The sequence below is a fragment of the Tenacibaculum sp. 190524A05c genome, from assembly GCF_964036595.1.
GTDB classification, from domain to species: Bacteria; Bacteroidota; Bacteroidia; order Flavobacteriales; family Flavobacteriaceae; genus Polaribacter; species Polaribacter platacis.
Genome location: NZ_OZ038523.1, coordinates 196,954 through 214,023 on the forward strand (window position 1 = coordinate 196,954; position 17,070 = coordinate 214,023).

At 30.8% G+C, this 17,070-nt stretch carries 14 protein-coding genes; 1 reads left to right on the top strand and 13 read right to left on the bottom strand.

Annotated features, from left to right (window positions below; translation table 11 throughout):
• Positions 1-30: 30 nt before the first annotated feature.
• The 10 genes from ABNT61_RS00780 to ABNT61_RS00825 all read right to left on the bottom strand — a co-directional run bounded on the left by ABNT61_RS00780 (position 31) and on the right by ABNT61_RS00825 (position 14,215).
• Entirely contained in the window at positions 31-1,692 is a 1,662-nt protein-coding gene (locus ABNT61_RS00780) for a hypothetical protein (RefSeq protein WP_348744454.1), read from the bottom strand.
• Positions 1,693-1,703: 11 nt separating this feature from the next.
• Positions 1,704-2,915 (bottom strand): DUF4249 domain-containing protein, encoded by a 1,212-nt coding sequence (locus ABNT61_RS00785; protein WP_348744455.1) that lies wholly within the window; start codon positions 2,913-2,915, stop codon positions 1,704-1,706.
• A gap of 30 nt (positions 2,916-2,945) precedes the next feature.
• A complete protein-coding gene (locus ABNT61_RS00790; RefSeq protein ID WP_348744456.1) occupies positions 2,946-4,163 on the bottom strand; it encodes a DUF4249 domain-containing protein in 1,218 nt (405 codons plus the stop codon).
• Positions 4,164-4,187: 24 nt separating this feature from the next.
• Complete coding sequence (locus ABNT61_RS00795) at positions 4,188-5,435, bottom strand: DUF4249 domain-containing protein (protein WP_348744457.1); 1,248 nt, start codon at positions 5,433-5,435, stop codon at positions 4,188-4,190.
• On the bottom strand, positions 5,428-6,645 hold the full coding sequence (locus ABNT61_RS00800) for a DUF4249 domain-containing protein (RefSeq protein WP_348744458.1): 1,218 nt from the start codon (positions 6,643-6,645) through the stop codon (positions 5,428-5,430). The genes ABNT61_RS00795 and ABNT61_RS00800 overlap by 8 nt, the downstream gene beginning before the upstream one ends.
• Positions 6,646-6,675: 30 nt before the next feature.
• Positions 6,676-7,893, bottom strand: a complete 1,218-nt coding sequence (locus ABNT61_RS00805) for a DUF4249 domain-containing protein (RefSeq protein ID WP_348744459.1) — start codon at positions 7,891-7,893, stop codon at positions 6,676-6,678.
• 19 nt (positions 7,894-7,912) lie between these two features.
• Positions 7,913-9,136 carry a DUF4249 domain-containing protein gene (locus ABNT61_RS00810; protein ID WP_348744460.1) on the bottom strand — a complete coding sequence of 408 codons (1,224 nt, stop codon included), beginning with the start codon at positions 9,134-9,136 and terminating at the stop codon, positions 7,913-7,915.
• A 6-nt stretch (positions 9,137-9,142) separates the two neighbouring features.
• Positions 9,143-11,878: a TonB-dependent receptor gene (locus ABNT61_RS00815; RefSeq protein WP_348744461.1), complete on the bottom strand. Its 2,736-nt coding sequence runs from the start codon at positions 11,876-11,878 to the stop codon at positions 9,143-9,145.
• Positions 11,879-11,882: 4 nt separating this feature from the next.
• The gene (locus ABNT61_RS00820; RefSeq protein WP_348744462.1) at positions 11,883-12,557 is read right to left on the bottom strand and encodes a hypothetical protein; all 675 of its coding nucleotides are present in this window, start codon (positions 12,555-12,557) and stop codon (positions 11,883-11,885) included.
• A 194-nt stretch (positions 12,558-12,751) separates the two neighbouring features.
• Complete coding sequence (locus ABNT61_RS00825; RefSeq protein WP_348744463.1) at positions 12,752-14,215, bottom strand: aminoacyl-histidine dipeptidase; 1,464 nt, start codon at positions 14,213-14,215, stop codon at positions 12,752-12,754.
• Positions 14,216-14,326: 111 nt separating this feature from the next.
• Here ABNT61_RS00825 and recR point away from each other — a divergent pair, with 111 nt between their 5' ends.
• On the top strand, positions 14,327-14,944 hold the full coding sequence (gene recR / locus ABNT61_RS00830) for a recombination mediator RecR (RefSeq protein WP_348741569.1): 618 nt from the start codon (positions 14,327-14,329) through the stop codon (positions 14,942-14,944).
• Positions 14,945-14,997: 53 nt separating this feature from the next.
• Here the strand turns inward: recR and ABNT61_RS00835 are convergent, their stop codons facing one another.
• The 3 genes from ABNT61_RS00835 to hemH are packed head-to-tail and all read right to left on the bottom strand — an operon-like array spanning position 14,998 to position 17,063.
• Entirely contained in the window at positions 14,998-15,402 is a 405-nt protein-coding gene (locus tag ABNT61_RS00835) for a lipocalin family protein (protein ID WP_348744464.1), read from the bottom strand.
• Between the two features lie 48 nt (positions 15,403-15,450).
• Positions 15,451-16,041, bottom strand: coding sequence for a CopD family protein (locus ABNT61_RS00840; protein ID WP_348711397.1), 591 nt, complete (start codon positions 16,039-16,041; stop codon positions 15,451-15,453).
• Positions 16,042-16,043: 2 nt separating this feature from the next.
• Positions 16,044-17,063, bottom strand: coding sequence for a ferrochelatase (gene hemH, locus ABNT61_RS00845; RefSeq protein WP_348711399.1), 1,020 nt, complete (start codon positions 17,061-17,063; stop codon positions 16,044-16,046).
• Positions 17,064-17,070: the final 7 nt, after the last annotated feature.

Below are 17,070 nucleotides of genomic sequence, written 5' to 3' on the forward strand. Positions count from 1 at the left end.
TAACGAAAAAACTAGAAACAATTTACGATGTTATTCTACAGTGAAATCTGTTTTTACCGTTACTAATTTTCCTTCTTTATTAAATCCTTGAGCTACAATTTCAAATGTTCCTTTAACATCAGAAGTAAAGAATGAAATTTGAGTTTGATCTGCTTGTATTTCTGGATTCCAGTACAATTGAGATCTAAAATCAGGTATTCTTTTATTGTTTTTATGGTGTTCTTGGAAAAAGTAAATCTTTTCTGGTTGTATTGGCTTAACTGTAAATTTTTGATATGTATTACTCTCTAAGAAATAATCTTTCTTAAAGCTATCTACCAAGATAATTCCCTGGTACATCGCATTACCATAAAAGTATTTATCTCTGATTAAAGAGATGGTTTTGATTTTACGAGAATTATATCTCATAAACGTATCGTGATCATTAACAATTCTCCCGTCAATGATTAGTAATGTAGGTAAATAACTTAAGGTTTCTGAAGCATCAGTATCTGTTACATTAAGTTTAAAAGTCTCGCCTTTTTTGAAGAATCCAGCACCTTCTACTACTTCAATAAATGTTTCTTTAATAGTGTTAAAACGTTTATATTCATCTAATTCATAAACAATTTTATCCGTGTTTAGTAAAGAACTTTCAGTAGCTGTTTTTAAAATTGAATCTTTCTTAACCGTTAAATAAGCATTTTCGATTTGAGAATATAAACTTCGTTTTTTTATGGCATCTACAACTTTTTGATTCAATGTAATTCCAGGAAAGTTTTGAATTCCTGTTATGGTCTCAGAGTCATTATTAAATTCTAAGACATATCCTTCAGGATCTTCTTCTAAAATAGATAGATAGACTGTATCATTATTAAGGTTCTCTATATTGAAGTAAAATTCACCTAAGCTATTGGTAATAGCTGTTAAAGGCAATCTGTTGCTTCCTGATATAGATAGGGATAATTTTATATCGGATATTTTTTTAGAAGTAGACGAAAGCTTTCCTTTGATTAAAGAACCTCGTAGTTCAGGAATATAGAACTGTGTGCTTTTATTTGGAATTGCTAACACTTTATTTTCTTGTGGTGTATTCAAATCGTTTTTTTGAGAAACTGAAATAGAAAAACTACCGTCAATTGTTTCAAATGCTTTAGGATTTATATTCAAGGTAATTTGTTCTCTTTTTCCAAAAGTTGATTGATTCACACTAAACAATGAATTACTTCTAGAAGTTAAAGGTTTTGATGTTGTTGTTGCATCCAAAGCTTTAGCCGCGTCAATTGCAATTTTATCAGCAAAAGGATTAATCACATAAATATTTTTAATGAAATAGTTTCCTTTATTCTGCATCCATTTGGTATAAGCTAACAACTTGTACGTACCAGTTTTTACTTGAGTATTGATAAATATATCTCCATACCCATTACCATTGGTTAAGCTTATTTTTTGCTTTAATAAACTTTTGTTCTCTTTGTCTAAGAGTTCTACATAGGCTATTTTACTGAAAGGTGTAAATTGATTGTTTGCTGTTTGGCAGTATAATTTATAATACAAACGCTCTCCAGAAAGTAAAAAGTCACTATTGTAGTGCAGATGAATTTTTTCATCTTTAAATTGCTCTAAATTACTATTGAATTTTGAGTTTGTACTTGACTGAGAAAACACGTTTGTCGCAACTAATGCTAGAATAATTAATAAGGTTCTTTTCATAATAAATATTTTTATTCGATCCAAAAATCTGGTTCTTTTACTGATCCTAAATGTGAACAATCTCCACATTGTTTTAAAATTAACTCATAAGGTCCGCCTGGAGGAGAACCAATACCAACTGGTGGGGCGTCATAAAAAATATGAGTTTCTAATAGCTCTAAAAAAGGAGAATTACCAAAACCGTCATTAAACAAAGGTCGAGGGAATTCATCACAAAGACTAGAGTCTGTATAGTTATCGTAATAGGCATCGGTTATATCTGTTCTGTTAAAGAAAAATCGTTTTGTAGTTATAGACGAAACTTCAAAGAATCCAATGACTAAATCAGTAGTTGGATTAGTTTCTGAGGTAATATTACTTGGGATATTTCCAACTTGAGTTTGTGTAAATATATCACTTGGGTCAGAAAACTTATCTAAAAGTGTATAGTAATCATAGGTGTTTTGATTTAAGACATATTGTTTAAGTAAAATACTATAACGTTGTCCTACGATATAACTTTGTAATGGAACTTTTCTAACGGTGAAACCAATTACTTTATCTTGAGATAATGTTTTAGTTTCAGTAATTAAAATACTATTGGAGGTATCACTTGTATAACAAAATCCTTCTCCATATATGTCAGGATCTTTCGGTATGTAGTCAAAATTATAAGGAGATATGTTAGAAAGTACTCTTATTCTAAAAGGACTCCAAACAAAAGATTTTATTTTATACGTTTCGTCATATTCATACCTGTAATAATTACCGTCTGTACTATTTCCAGTAGCATTTACTTTAAAAGCAATGAAAGGTCCTTCAATATCATCATTTTCAACGCTTGCTCTGATATCATCTATATTGGAGTTTTCTGGCAATTTTTCAGTAGTTGAATTATATCGTTGCCCATTACTGGTTTGTATTGAGAGGGAATAACTTCTTGCAGGATCAGCACCGAAGGTGTTAACAGAAGTATAAATACCATCTTCAGTTTCTGTAAAATTATAAGTAGTCCCCGTATTATCAACTAAAGTAACAAAAGCGCTCTTTTCCGGACTCAATTCTGTTGAGTCAATAGGAATCGTTCTCGAAAGTTTAATAGTATGTTGTTTGATTTCATTTGTTATTATCGCTTTAACTACAAGATTTGTATCAAACGAAACATTATCGAATTCAACTTGCTCGATACAACCACCAATTAAGGTCAGTATAGTTAGATATAATAGTAATTTAATTTTTTTCACAGTAAACTGTTTTTATGTTTTTAGTTTAATTTATTCAATCCAAAAATCAGGAGGATTTACGTCTCCAAGATGTGAACAATCTCCACATATTCTTGGAGCTAATACATATAATTTATTTGGAAGTGGAATAGGAGGATCATCAGGTGGGCTTTGATAAATCCAATCACCTTGTAATAATTCTAATAGAGGAGATCTTCCAAAAATATCAATAATTTCAGGGTTTTCTCTTTTTCCACATAATCCAATGGTAGCATAGTTCTGATATATACTTTCAGTAATGGCCTCCCTATTAAAGAATATTCTTTTTGTACTTACAGTTGAGATTTCGAAAAACCCTATGACAAAATCATCATTGGGATTTGTATCTGAAGTTATATTACTCGGAATATTTCCTACTTGAGTTTGGGAAAAAATATCATCCGGATTTGAGAATTTATCAAGAAGCGTATAAAAATCAAAGGTATTTTGATTTAAAACGTATTGCTTCACTAAAATGCTATATCTCCTTCCAATAATATAACTATTTAAAGGAATTTTCCTTACAGGAAAACCAAGCACCTGATCTTGACCTAAAGTTAATGTTTCAGTTAATAAAACCTCATTAGATTTCTTATTAGGATAACAAAATCCAATTCCTTCTTCTTCTTCAGTTTTATCTACCAACTCAAATTCATAAGGAGGTTGATCAGAAATAATCAATAATTTCTTTCTGCTCCAAATAGGAGTTCGTATTTGGTAAGTTTCGTCATATTCATAGCGGTAATATTTACCAGAGTCTGATGATAAGTTACTATTAACCTTAATAACCAATTCTTGAATATCATCAATTTCATTTTCTTCTATAGAAGTAGTAATATCTCCAATTGTTGATGTTAAAGGAAGTTCTTCTTCTGTTGAAGAATATTTTTCACCTGAACTAGTTTCAATAATTAATTTATATTTTTTGTTCGCTTCAGCAGAAAAAGGATTGATCGAGTTATATATTCCTTTAGATGTTTCCTGAAAATTATAAATTACTCCAGTATCATCTATAATGTAAACAGTTGCATTTTCTTCATAATCTATTTCTGAGGAGTTAATAGGGATAGTTTTCGATAATTCAACAGTATGAATTTTAAATTCATTCGTTACTTGTGCTCTGACAACCAAGTTTGAATTTGTTGTAATAGCGGTAAATTCAACAGGTTCAATACAGCTGAAGAATAAAGTTAAGAATGATATGTATACTGTTAATTTAAATAGTTTCACTTTAATTCATTTCTAATTAATAGTTTATTCAATCCAGAAATCTGGTGGGTTTACTGGTCCTAAATGAGAACAATCTCCACAAGGTTTTCGAATTAGTCTATATGGGCCACCAGGAACGTCTGATGGACCTTCAGATAAACTTTGGTAAATCCATCCAGTATTCAATCTTGTGAGAAGAGGAGAAAGACCAGAAGCATCTACAATTTCAGGTTTGACAAATTCATCGCAAAAAACAAGCGCTCTATAATTCATGAATGGTTCACTTGTAAACTCATTCCTATTGATAAATATTCTTTTTGTTGACACAGAAGAAACTTCAAAAAATCCAACGACCTTATCTTCCGTAGGATTTATTTCAGCAGAAATATTACTTGGAATATTTCCTACTTGTGTTTGAGAAAAAATATCATCCGGGCTAGAGAACTTATTTAGTAATGTGTAAAAGTCAAATGTATTTTGATTAATGACATATTGTTTAATTAAAATACTATATCTTCTTCCTATAAAATAACTTCTTATAGGGATTTTCCGTACAGGAAATCCGATAACTTGATCTTGCGCTAAGGATACAGTTTCGGTTAACATCAAACTATTTGATTGATTATTCGGATAGCATAAACCAATACCATCTTCCTCTTCAGTTTTATCTACTAATTCAAATTCATAAGGAGTACTATCAGATATAATCAGAAGCTTCTTACTACTCCAAAGCGGAGTTTTTATTTCGAAAGTTTCATCATATTCATATCGGTAATATTTGCCATTATCAGTTGTAACATTACTATTGACTTTAATTACAAGTTCATCAATAGGATCAAATTGATTCGGTTCTACACTTAAATTAACATCACCAATTGTCGATAAACCAGGTAACGATTCTTGTGTCGAGATATATTTTAAACCATTGCTGGTTTCAATATGTAACTCATATTTTTTATTTTCTTCTGCCGCAAATGGATTAACTGAGTTATATATACCATCAGAAACTTCCTGGAAATTATAGATATTTCCCGTATCATCTGTTAAAAATACAGTTGCGTTTTTCTCATAATCAATTAAGCTAGAATTGATAGGTATCGTTCTAGATAATTCAATAGTATGAGTTTTTACTTCATTCGTTATCCTTGCTCTAACAACTAAATTGGAAGTCGTAGCTATTGGAGCAAACTCTACTTGTTCAATACAACCGAAGAGCATGATAAAGAATGATATGTATACTGTTAATTTGAATGGTTTCACTTTAAATTCATTTCTAATAATTAGTTTATTCAATCCAAAAATCTGGTTGGCTTACAGGACCTAAATGCGTACAATCTCCACAAACTCGAGGAGCAAGTTCATATAATTTATTTGGAGGAGGTATTGCTACATCAGGTGGACTTTGATAAATCCATCCTCCTCCTAATAATAAATTTAAAAGAGGAGAACGACCAAAAGCATCTACAATTTCTGGATTTTCTCTTTCTCCACATAAAGCAAGTGGAGCATAATTTTGAAAAATAGTTTCAGTTACTGATGATCTGTTAAAAAATATTCTTTTCGTGCTAACAGAAGAGACTTCGAAAAATCCAATCACATAGTCTTCATTAGGATTTATATCGGAAGTAATATTACTTGGAATATTACCTACTTGAGTTTGAGAGAAGATATCATCTGGATTAGAAAATTTGTTTAATAATGTATAAAAATCAAAAGTGTTTTGATTTAAAACATATTGTCTTACTAAAATGCTATATCGTCTTCCAATAATGTAACTACTCAAAGGAATTTTTCTGATAGGAAATCCTAATACTTGATCTTGACCTAAAGTTAATGTTTCGGTTAATAAAATTTCATTTGAGCTATTAGTTGGATAGCAAAATCCAATACCATCTTCTTCTTCTGTCTTATCCACTAATTCAAATTCATAGGGTGGACTAGCAGAAATAATCAGTAATTTTTTTCTACTCCAAATAGCAGTTTTAACTTCATATGTCTCATCATATTCATAGCTGTAATATTTTCCGTTATCTGAAGACAAATTACTATTAACTTTTATAACTAACTCTTGAATATCATCTATTTCGTTCTGTTCTATAACTGTGGTAATTTCAGCAATTGTTGAAGTTTGAGGTAACTTTTCTTCAATTGAAGAGTATTTTTGACCATTACTAGTTTCTATATTTAGTTTATAGCTTTTATCAGCTTCTGCAGAAAAAGCAATAGTAGAGGTGTAAATTCCATCACTGGTTTCTTGAAAATTATAGGTAATACCAGAGTTGTCGGTTATAAAAACAGTTGCATTTTTTTCAGGACTTAAATTCACTGAATCTATCGGTATTGTTCTTGACAATTCTATAGTGTGATTCTTTAGCTCATTCGTAATCCTTGCTTGTACAACCAAATTTGCGTCAAAAGATACCGTTGAAAAATCAACAGGTTCTATGCAACTTTTGAAGCAAAGGAAAACTAATATGTATGTTATAATTTTAAATGGTTTCACTATAAATTCATTTAATTAAACTTGTAAGAATCAATCAATCCAATACTCTGGTGGATTTACAACTCCTAAATGTGAACATTCACCACATGACCTCCTAATTAACCTGTAAGGTCCACCGCCAGGAGGAGAACCTTCATCATCTGGGAAATATATCCATCCATTATTCAATCTATCTGCTAAAGGTGAATTACCTGCAGGACCTTGTATCAGAGGATAAATTGCGTCTACACAAAAAGTAAGTTCCCAATAATTGGTGAAAGGCGTTGAAAAATCGAAATAATCTGTTCTGTTAAAAAAGATTCTTTTAGATGATACTGAAGAAACTTCAAAAAATCCAATAACATTATCTTCTGTTGGATTACTTACAGATGCAATATTACTTGGGATATTTCCAACTTGTGTTTGAGAAAAAATATCATCAGGATCAGAAAACTTATTTAATAAAGTGTAAAAATCATACGTATTACGATTAAGAATATATTGCTTTACAAGTATACTATAACGTAATCCTATGATATAGCTATCTACTGGAATTTGTCTTATTGGAAAACCAACAACTTGGTCTTGTGATAATGTAAATGTTTCCGTTAATAATAATTCTTTGGATTTTTTTTCTGGATAACAAAATCCAATTCCATATTCTTCTTCTGTTTTGTCAATTAATTCAAACTCGTAAGGAGGAGTGTCAGACACTATAATAAGGTCCTCTTTATGCCATACGGGAGTTCTTATTCTATATGTCTCTTCATATTCATATCGATAATAATTTCCTTCAGCACCTGATGTATTGCTATCAACCTTAATTGTTAATTCTTGAATATTTTCTATGTTATTAGTTTCAATTCCCACATTCAGATTAGAAATGCTTGATACTTCTGGTAAAGCTTCTTCTGTTGATGAGTATTTCTGACCATTACTAGTTTCAATATTCAACGTATATTGTTTATTTTGCTCAGCAGCAAACGGATTTACCGAAGTATATATTCCACTGTTAGTTTCTTGAAAAATATAAGTCATTCCTGAATTATCTGTTATGGAAACTCTAGCGTTTCTCTCAGGATTTAATCTGGTGGAATCTATAGGTATTGTTCGAGATAACTCAATAACATGTTTTTTGACCTCATTGGTCAGCTGTCCTTGTACAACTAAATTCGAGTCAAACGATAGGGTAGAAAGCTCTACAGGTTCAATACAACCTAATAAAACTAAAAAGGATAATATGTATGTTATAAACTTGTACTGTTTCAACTTAACTCATTTAAATTATTTATTCAACCCAAAAACTTGGTGGAAAAACAGGGCCAAATTGCGAACAATCTGTACATTCTTTTCTGAATAAGCTATAAGGGCCCGAATTAGGCGGAACATCTTCAGATTCTACTGGAAAATACCTCCATTCATCTCTTAAGGCTGTTATTAACGGTGACTGACCAAGGGCATTTTCAATCAATGGGTAAATTGGCTCTACGCAAAAAATTAACTCCCAATAATTGATAAATGGAGTATCCAACCCAAAGTAATCACTTCTATTGAAGAAGATTCTTTTTTCTGTTACCGAAGAGACCTCAAAAAAGCCAATAACCCTGTCTTCTATGGGAAATCTATTATTTGATATATTACTTGGTATATTTCCTACTTGTGTTTGAGAAAAGATATTATCTGGTTCTGCAAACTTGTTCAATAATGTGTAAAAATCAAATGTATTCTGATTAATTACATATTGTTTAACTAATATGGAATATCGAAGTCCAACACGGTAATTATCAATTGGGATTTGTCTTATTGGAAAACCAATAACTTGATCTTGCCCTAGATTAATGGTTTCTGTGAGAAAAATTTTATTCGATTTTTCAGTTGGATAGCAAAAACCTTCACCTGCTACAGCTGGGTCTTTTTGAACCAATATTATCTCATATGGTCTTGTGTCTGAAATAATTTTAAGTTCATCATAAGTCCATAATGGAGTTTTTATTTTATACGTTTCTTCATATTCATATCTGTAATACTTTCCTTCGTCTGATGTTAAATCACTATCCACTCGAATAACCATCTCTTGAATATTTTCAATTTCATTATCTTCAACAGCAACCTTCAAGTTAGAAATAGAGGCAGTTTTAGGTAATGTTTCTTGAATAGAAGAGTAGGTTTGTCCATCACTGGTTTCTATATTTAACGTGTATAGCTTATTCGTTTGAGCAGCAAAACTAGTTACTGATTCATATGTTCCGTCTTTAATTTCAACGAAATCAAAGTTCATTCCGTTGTTATCCACTATAAAAACTCGAGCATTTTTTTCTGGATTCAACTTTGTAGAATCAATTGGAATTGTTCTAGAAAGTTCAATAGTATGCTTTTTAGTTTCATTGGTAATTAATGCTTTAACTACTAAATTACCATCAAATGTTATATTTTCGAATTCAATGGCTTCAATACAACTATGAACTATTACAAAAGAGATTAGAATGGACGCTATTTTTATTAGCCTTTTCAAACTGATCTAAAATTTAAAGTTATACGTTATGGTAGGAATAGGCACAGAGAAAATAGAACTCTGATATGCCTCAACATTTCCATCAGCATTTGTTTGGAAGAAAACAGAATAAGGATTGTTTCTACCAAGAACATTATATACAGATATATTCCAGAAACTATGTGCGAATTTTTTAATTTTATGGTTTCCTTCTATATTAATCCCAATATCTAACCTGTAATAGTCAGGAATTCTAAATTGATTTCTATTACTATATGTTAAGAATTCTGCTCCTTGGAAAATAAACTTTCCAGTAGGGTAGGTGATTGGCCTTCCTGTTTGATAAGTAAAGTTTGTTGAAAAACTATACCTTTCTGTAAACTTATAATTTAAAACCGCAGTTAAGTCATGTGGTTTGTCATAGTTAGTCGGAAAGAACAATCCATTGTTTACAGTTTCTTCTTGAAATTTACTATTCAATTGAATTAAAGATCTTGAATAACTATAACCTAACCAACCATTTAATCTACCTCTGTTCTTTTTAACTAAGAATTCTACACCATATGATTTTCCATTTCCTTGTAGTACTTCAGTTTCAATATTTTCATTCAACAATAAATTCGCTCCAATTTTATAGTCTAGTAAGTTTTCATACTCCTTGTAATATCCTTCTAAGCTAATTTCATAATCGTTACCATTAATGTTTTTAAACGCACCCAGAGATATTTGTGATCCTTCCTGTGGTTTAATGTTTGAATCTGAAAGTCTCCATGTATCAATTGGAGTAGCAGTAGTGTTATTATTAAGACGGTGTATATATTGAAATGACTTATTATAACTTGCTTTTAAAGAAAGTGAATTGGTTAATGAATATCTACCTGCCAAACGATAACTTAAGTTATGATAGGTTTGAAAAACATCATTATTCCCATGTTCAATTGTGTTAACTAAAGTGGTTTCGTTTTTCGGAGCATCGTCTTGATAAACTCTTTCTGTAGACGGACCTAAGGCTAAATATTGATTTAAGCGCAGACCGACATTAAAGTTCAGTTTTTTGTTTACAGTTATTTCATCCGCTATGAATAAACTACTTTCAAGTGCTTTTTCTTCTTGAATGGTAAGTGGCACAACCGTTGAAGTTGCTCCGTTTGGTACTATAGATCCTGGATTAATACTATATAATTTTGATTCTAATCCGTAATCAAAACTATGAGTATCCGAATGATCGTATTTCATTTTTATTTTTAACCCAGTTTCGTTAATTCGATATTGTAAATTGAATCCTTTGTTTGTGTTTTCACTTTCAAAATCAATATCAAAAGAATAACGGCTGTTAGATAAAGTTAAACTTCCTCTATTTTTATCATTAAACTCATGATCCCAGTTGATAGTAGCCATCATGTTTCCATATTTATTAATGGTATCAGATGCGATTTGGTATTGATCCTGACTGAAATAACCTGTAGCTTTTATTGCATTTTTATCGTTGATTTGATGCTTATATTTAGCAATAACATCATAAAATGAAACACTACTGTTTTCAATTTGTTTGTTATTTACCAATCCTAAAATCCAGTCAGAATAAGTACTACGAGCCCCAAGTACTAATCCAGATTTATCTTTTACAATTGGTATGTCAACATTTACATTACCTGTTACCGGTCCAATAGACGCTTCACCCTCAAATTTCTTTGTGTTAGGATCTTTTGTTCTAATGTCAAATACGGAAGATAATCTTCCCCCATATTCAGCAGGAATATTTCCAGTATATATTTTTAAGTCATTTGTAGTGAATGGATTTATAGCAGAGAATAACCCAAGGAAGTGAGTAGGATTATAAATCACACCATTATCAAGTAAAAATAAATTCTGATCTACTTTTCCACCACGTACATTTACACCTTCTGATCCTTCACCTGTAGATTTAATAGAAGGTAATGTAATGGCAACTTTTAAGATATCTCGTTCACCTAGGACTAACGGAATCTTTTTAATTTCTTTAGCTTTAATTTGACTAATTCCTGAAATTGTTTGTCTAATGTTTCTGGTTCTACTAGCACTAATTACAACTTCTTCTAATTGTTCTGATTTTTCACTTATAGAGAAGTTTAATTTTCCATTATTATAAACTATAAGGTCTTTATAATCGCTATCAAAGCCAACGAAAGAAGTTTCTAAACTATTTTTACCAAAAGGAAGTTCAATTTTAAAGTACCCTTTACTATTGGTAGTTGCATAAATGTTTTTCTCTCTCTCGAAAATAGTAGCACCTTCTATTGGTTCTCCATTTTTATCATTTAAAACCCTACCTGAAATGGTGTAAGAGTTTTTCTTATTTACTTCTTCTCGACCAATTTTTATAAGATTTCCATCTTCCGTATTTACCAGTACAGGAGTACTAGTATCGTTCGGATTTGTATTATCAGTCTCATAAATACTCTTCTTAATTAAGTTCCCATTGGTAAGAACGATCCTTTCATTATCTAGAACGAAATAATTGATTCTACTTCCGCCAAATAATGTGTCTAAAACATATTTTAATTTAGCATTAGTAAAATTGAAACTTATTTTTTCATTATCAAGCCATTTCTCTAAATAGTAAAAATTATAGTTTGTTTTACTTTCAATTAGTTTTATGACTTGGGCTTTGGTTAATTCATTAGCAGTTATGGTAATTGTTTCATTATTTTCTTGCGCAATTAAAGAAGTAGAAAACAATAAAACCATTAAAGCTAAAACACTTTTCTTAATAGCTGATTTCATTTGGTTATTCTTGAAGTAGAGATATTAGTTTTGCTACAAAGGTTTTGTAGTCGTTTTTTAGTAAATACGTATTCGATTTATAGAACTTCGAAATTTGTTTTTTCTTTTCTGGAAAAAGCCTCGTAAACCCTCTTTTAGAATCAATAGGATAATAGGAGTTATTATAGAATAGAATATGTTGTTCTCGCTTTTTGAATGTGTGGTAGCGATAATCAGCGTCTCTATTTTCTTTGCTAACCTTTCGATGTTTTTTTAAAACTGCAAAGTTATCTTTAACTAGAAGTTCTTCTAAAAAACCATCGGTATCAGAATTTCTAAATTTTATATTCCCGATACTGAATTTTGTAATAAGGTTTTTTTGCGGAATAATAGAAATTTGTTGTTGCTGATTGTTTAATTTGATAATAATAAAATCATCAACTAAATCATACTTTATGTCAACATTATCAAATTGTTCACCTCTGTAATTAACACTTCCTTTTTTGAAAGAATCAGTTAAATAAAAGTTGTGATTATCTTTGATTTTCTTTCGGTACTTTTCTTTGTAGACAGATCCATAACTTAATTTCGTGTTATTCTGACCTACAATTTCATCAAATCGGGAGTACAGCGATTGGTCTTGTCCGGATACAATGAAACAACAAAACACAAACACCAAGGTTGATAGCAATTTTTTCATCAACATTTTGTTTTTAAATTAAACTTGGTAAGGGTTTTTAAAGATAGAATTATTTTTTTAAGAAAATGTTAAAATTATAAATAATCATAAAGTTTTGTGGTTTTATTATTTATTAAGGTGAGCTATTATAAATTTAATAAATAAAAAAGCCATTCAATGAAGAATGGCTTTTACAAGTAGTAGTTGAAATACAACTAGTTTGCACTAGGTATGTTTTTAAGGATTTCCAATAAGAATTTCCAGAACTTTTGCATTGATGATATTTGAGCCCTTTCATCTGGTGAATGTGCTCCGCGAATATTAGGACCAAATGATATCATATCCATTTTTGGGTAATTCTGACCTAATATTCCACATTCTAAACCTGCATGACAAGCCGCCACATGTGGTTCAGAATCGTTCATGTCAATATATAAATTTTTTAATACTTTCAAAATATCTGAGTTCATATTTGGTAACCAACCTGGATAAGAACCTGAGAATTCAACCTCAAATCCTGCTAATTCAAATACAGAACGTAAAGAGTTAGCCAAATCCCATTTATTGGTTTCTGAAGACGAACGAGTAAGACATCCGATTTTAATTGCTCCATCTTTTACAATTACTCGAGCTACATTATTTGATGTTTCAACTAAATCTTCAATATCAGGACTCATTCTATAAACACCGTTTAATGCTCCGTAAACAGATTTAATTAAGCCCATTTGAACTCCTAAATCCATTACAGATTCTGGTGAAGGAACTTCATTTAATTCTATAGTTAAATTTGGTTCTAATGAAGCGAATTCTGCTTTAATTTCATTAATCAACTCGTTTAATTCAAATAAAAACGGTTCTTTCGAAACTTGATCAATAACAACGGTAGCAAAACTTTCTCTTGGAATAGCATTTCTTAAACTCCCTCCATTAATTTCTGAAATACGTAAACCATAGTTTGTGAATCCATCAAATAATAAACGATTCATGATTTTATTCGCATTTCCTAAACCTTTATGAATATCCATTCCAGAGTGACCTCCATTTAATCCTGTAACAGAAAGTTCGAAAGCGATTGTATTTTCAGGAGTATTTTCACTTTCATAAGTTCTAGAAGCAGTGATGTCAACACCACCAGCACAACCAATTCCAATCTCATCATCTTCCTCTGTGTCTAGGTTTAGTAAAATCTCACCAGTTAAAATACCACCTTCAAGTCCCATAGCACCAGTCATACCAGTTTCTTCGTCAATTGTAAATAAAGCTTCAATAGCAGGATGAGCAATATCTGATGAAGATAAAACAGCCATAATTGAAGCAACTCCTAATCCATTATCTGCTCCAAGAGTTGTTCCTTCTGCTTTTACCCAATCTCCTTCAATAAACATTTTAATTCCTTCGGTATCGAAATCAAAATTAGTATCTGCATTTTTTTGATGTACCATATCAAGATGACTTTGCATCACGATAGTTTTTCTATTTTCCATTCCAGCTGTAGCAGGCTTTCTTATGATAACATTACCAACCTTATCTACAAAAGTTTCTAAATTTAACTCTTTACCAAAGTCAACCATAAACTGGATAACACGTTCTTCTTTTTTTGAAGCACGAGGAACAGCATTTAAATCAGCAAAGTGATTCCATACAGTTTTAGGTTCAATATTTCTAATTTCTAAGCTCATCTTGTTAAGTTTGTTTGATGACTCAAAGGTACATTTTAAGATAGTAAGAAACAAAGACAACTCAACTTGTTTTATCTTTCCTTTTATTACAGATTGTTGTAATTTCGCAATATGGATTTTTCATCAAAACTTCTCGAAAATGCAGTTAATGAAGTAAGCAGATTACCTGGGATAGGAAAGAGAACTGCATTACGGTTGGTACTTCACTTATTAAAACAACCAAAGGAGAATACAAAGTATTTAGCGGATGCTATTATGCAATTAAGAAATGATGTGAAATCATGCAAAAAGTGTCATAATATTTCGGATACTATTCTTTGTGATATTTGTAGCAATCCTAATAGAAAAGAAGAATTGGTTTGTGTAGTTGAAGATATTAGAGATGTAATGGCTATTGAAAATACAGGTCAGTTTAGAGGATTGTATCATGTTTTAGGAGGAAAAATATCTCCAATTGAAGGAGTAGGACCACAAAACTTAAATATAGAATCTTTGGTAGATAAAGTAAAAAGTGGTGAAATAAAAGAATTGATTTTTGCTTTGAGTTCTACAATGGAAGGTGATACTACCAATTTCTATATTTATAAACAGATTGAAAAATATAATATTACAACTTCAACAATTGCTAGAGGAATATCAGTAGGGGATGAGTTAGAATATGCGGATGAGGTTACTTTAGGAAGAAGTATTATTAATCGTATACCATTTATACAATCAATAAAAGGATAAAAATTACTAGAATCTTTATCCTTTTGTCAATGTTATATTAATTGTAGCAGAATCTACTGTTTAGCCCAAGTAAATCTTCCGATAATCATATCTCGATTGTTATTTTCAAAACTAATCGGTGCATCTGTTCCTGAAGTGAAACCATGTCTTTTAATATAGTAAGTTCCATCATCATTGTTGGTCCACTCACCATTATACGAGTTCTGAGAATCTAATGTACATTGATTATTAATTGTACTGTACTGCGTAAATGTAAACTTTCCGTCGTTAGTAAAAACATACGTGCTTTGTCCTGTACATGCGTCCACATTAAAACCATTATCCTTTTCCAAATTCCAGGTTCCGATGATTGGATCTTGAGTTTGAACTGGATCTTGAGTTTCTCCGTCTGAAGAATTATCCGATGAACATGAAATAAAAGAAATAATAACGAATGAAAGTAAAATTACTCGTTTCATAATAGGGGATTTAAAAATTAGAAGCGAAATATAGCCAATAAATATGAACTATTCCTCATTTTCTTTATTCTTTTCTAATAATGATTTTTCGTATTTATCCCAGCTTTTTTTAGCTCTAACTTTTTTATAAAGTCTAACACTCATCATTAATAGAACAGATACTAAAACAATTCCAATTACCCCCCAAATCCAATTAATCGCATTTTTTAAAACAACTAAAAAGACTACAGCGAATAAAATAATAGTTGCCACTTCATTCCAAATACGTAGTTTCAAAGAGGTGTATTTTACTTGATCTTTTTGTAATTGTTTATACATACTGTGACACTTTCCGTGATAGAAGTACAGTGCTAAAACAAAAGCTAATTTTACATGCATCCAAGGCATTTCCAGATAATAAGGATTTTTAATTAGCATCCAGAAAGCAAAAACACTTGCTAAAACAGCAGAAGGCCAGGTAATGATATACCAAAGCCTTTTCTCCATCAGTTTATATTGAGTTTGAAGTATTTCCTTTGCAGGTTCTTCTTTCTTCTCAGCTTCCGTATGGTAAATAAATAAACGAACCATGTAGAATAACCCAGCAAACCAAGTAACTACAAATATGATATGTAATGATTTGATGTAAAGGAAATCCATTCTTAATTGTTTTTAAAATTATTTATCCAACCTGCTAAAACATCTACCCATTCATCATTATCGTTAATACAAGGAACAGTGTAAAATTCTTCTCCACCTGCTTCTAAAAACTCTTCTTTACCTTCCATTGCGATTTCTTCTAAAGTTTCTAAGCAATCAGAAACAAAAGCAGGAGTAACAATAGCTAGTTTTTTAATGCCGTCTTTTTCAGCTTTCTTTACTAATGTTCTATCAGTATAAGGTTGTAGCCAAGGATCTACTCCTAAACGAGATTGAAATGTTGTTGTTACATTTTCTTCGTTTAATCCTAATTCTTTGATTACGTTTTTAGTGGTTTGAAAACATTGATGACGATAACAGAATTCATGTGCTTTTGATGGCGTGTTACAGCAACTACCATCTATTTTACAATGAGATTTTGTAATGTCAGATTTACGAATATGACGCTCAGGAACTCCATGGTAAGAGAACATGATATGGTCATAATCTTTGTCTGATAAATAATCTTTGATGCTATTTGAAAGTGCTTTTACATATTCTGGTTTGTTGTAGAATGCAGGAATATCTGTGATTTTCATATCCGAAAAGAACTCTTTTCTTAATTCTTCGGCTAAAACAACAATAGTTTCAGTTGTAGCCATTGCGAATTGAGGATATAACGGAATCATTAAAACATCTTTAACTCCCTTGTCATATAATTCTTGTAGTCCTGATTTTAATGAAGGATTTCCATAACGCATTGCCAATGCAACAGGTAAGTCTGTTTTCTCTTGAACTTTAGATTGTAGTCTTTCAGATAGAACAATTAATGGAGAACCTTCTTCCCACCAAATTTTTTGGTAAGCTGCAGCTGATTTTTTCGGACGAGTATTTAAAATAATTCCTCGTACAAGAAATGATCTTAACCAATAAGGAACGTCAATAACACGTTCGTCCATTAAAAATTCGTCTAAATATTTTTTTACATCTTTAGGATTTGTGCTGTCTGGTGATCCTAAGTTTACTAATAAAACTCCTTTCATTTTTTAT

Coding starts and splice junctions, on each gene's coding strand:
- ABNT61_RS00780 (WP_348744454.1), bottom strand. CDS start 1,692: ATGAAAAGAACCTTATTAATTATTCTAGCATTAGTTGCGACAAACGTG.
- ABNT61_RS00815 (WP_348744461.1), bottom strand. CDS start 11,878: ATGAAATCAGCTATTAAGAAAAGTGTTTTAGCTTTAATGGTTTTATTG.
- ABNT61_RS00820 (WP_348744462.1), bottom strand. CDS start 12,557: ATGAAAAAATTGCTATCAACCTTGGTGTTTGTGTTTTGTTGTTTCATT.
- ABNT61_RS00825 (WP_348744463.1), bottom strand. CDS start 14,215: ATGAGCTTAGAAATTAGAAATATTGAACCTAAAACTGTATGGAATCAC.
- recR (WP_348741569.1), top strand. CDS start 14,327: ATGGATTTTTCATCAAAACTTCTCGAAAATGCAGTTAATGAAGTAAGC.
- ABNT61_RS00835 (WP_348744464.1), bottom strand. CDS start 15,402: ATGAAACGAGTAATTTTACTTTCATTCGTTATTATTTCTTTTATTTCA.
- ABNT61_RS00840 (WP_348711397.1), bottom strand. CDS start 16,041: ATGGATTTCCTTTACATCAAATCATTACATATCATATTTGTAGTTACT.
- hemH (WP_348711399.1), bottom strand. CDS start 17,063: ATGAAAGGAGTTTTATTAGTAAACTTAGGATCACCAGACAGCACAAAT.